At 74.1% G+C, this 1,086-nt stretch carries 1 protein-coding gene; it reads right to left on the bottom strand.

Annotation, left to right across the window (positions count from 1 at the left end; translation table 11 throughout):
* Nucleotides 1–1,086, bottom strand: a 1,086-nt coding sequence (locus ACWGDE_RS39140) for a M48 family metalloprotease (protein ID WP_453393846.1), incomplete at both ends; no start/stop codon positions are given.

Here is a 1,086-nt window from a genome sequence, read left to right as displayed (position 1 = left end):
CCCCACTGCTGGTCTCGTCGGCGCCGCCCGCCGGGTGCGTGGCCGCGAAGGCATCGGCGTGCAACTCGCGGGAGTGGAGATAGGTGTTGCGGGCCGCGTAGACCACGGAGGTCAGCAGCGCGAGCTGCAGGCACAGGGTGCGCAGGCCCGCGCCGTCGGCCGCGAACCCCGTGAGGGAGAGGCCGAAGGCGGCGGTGACGAGCGCGACGAACGCCCACCACAGGGCCGTGATGGCCTGGGTGACGTCGAGGTCGTGGTTGCGGATGTGCCCGAGTTCGTGGAGCACGACGGCGTCGAAGGCGGCCGGGTCCTTCACGAGCAGCCCCTCCATGCCGCTCGCCAGCTCGACGTACCGCCGGCCCGCGTGCCCGAAGGCCACGGCGTTGGCCGTCTCGTCCACGGCGTTGAACAGCACCGCGTGCACGGTGACCCCCGTGTCCGCCGCGAGCCGGCGTACGGCCGTGTCGAGGCAGGGCAGGGGCGTGCCGTCCGCGCCGACGGCGCCGGGCTCCTGCGGCTGTTGGCGTTCGAGTCCGTACCGGAGGATGGTCAGGTAGGGGAGCAGCCAGTAGAGGAGGAGTCCGCCGCCCGCCAGTACGCCCACGGCCAGGCCCGCACGCTGCTCGGGACGGTCGACGGGGTTCGCACCGCACTTCTCCGAGACGGCCTTGACGACCTCGGAGCTGTAGGCGGCCGGGATCTCGGTCCGCCGCCAGAGGGGCAACGTGGCGACGAGCTCCTTCTCCTCGGCGGTGTAGGGCAGTTCGCGGAGGTACTCGGTCTGGGTGTCCGTGGCGCAGGACTGGTGGTTCGCGGCGGCCTCCGCCTGGCTCTCGGGTTTCGTGGGGAAGGCGATGGCGCCGGCCGCGACGGTGAGGGCGAACCAGAACAGCAGTGCCCGCAGGAACACGGCGGTCGTCAGCGGCCGGCCGACGGCGGCTCGTCCTCCCCGGGAGGACTCGGAGGGCTGGGCGGGTTCGGAGAGACCGGCGGACTCGGAGGGCTCGGCAGGCTCGGCGCGGCCGAGGGGTTCGGGGCGGCGCCCGCCGCGCTCTCGGGGGCTGCGGCGCCCGCGCCCTCGGGGGC

The sequence above is a fragment of the Streptomyces sp. NPDC054956 genome (assembly GCF_053609185.1).
This window is presented reverse-complemented; position numbering and strand designations above follow the sequence as displayed.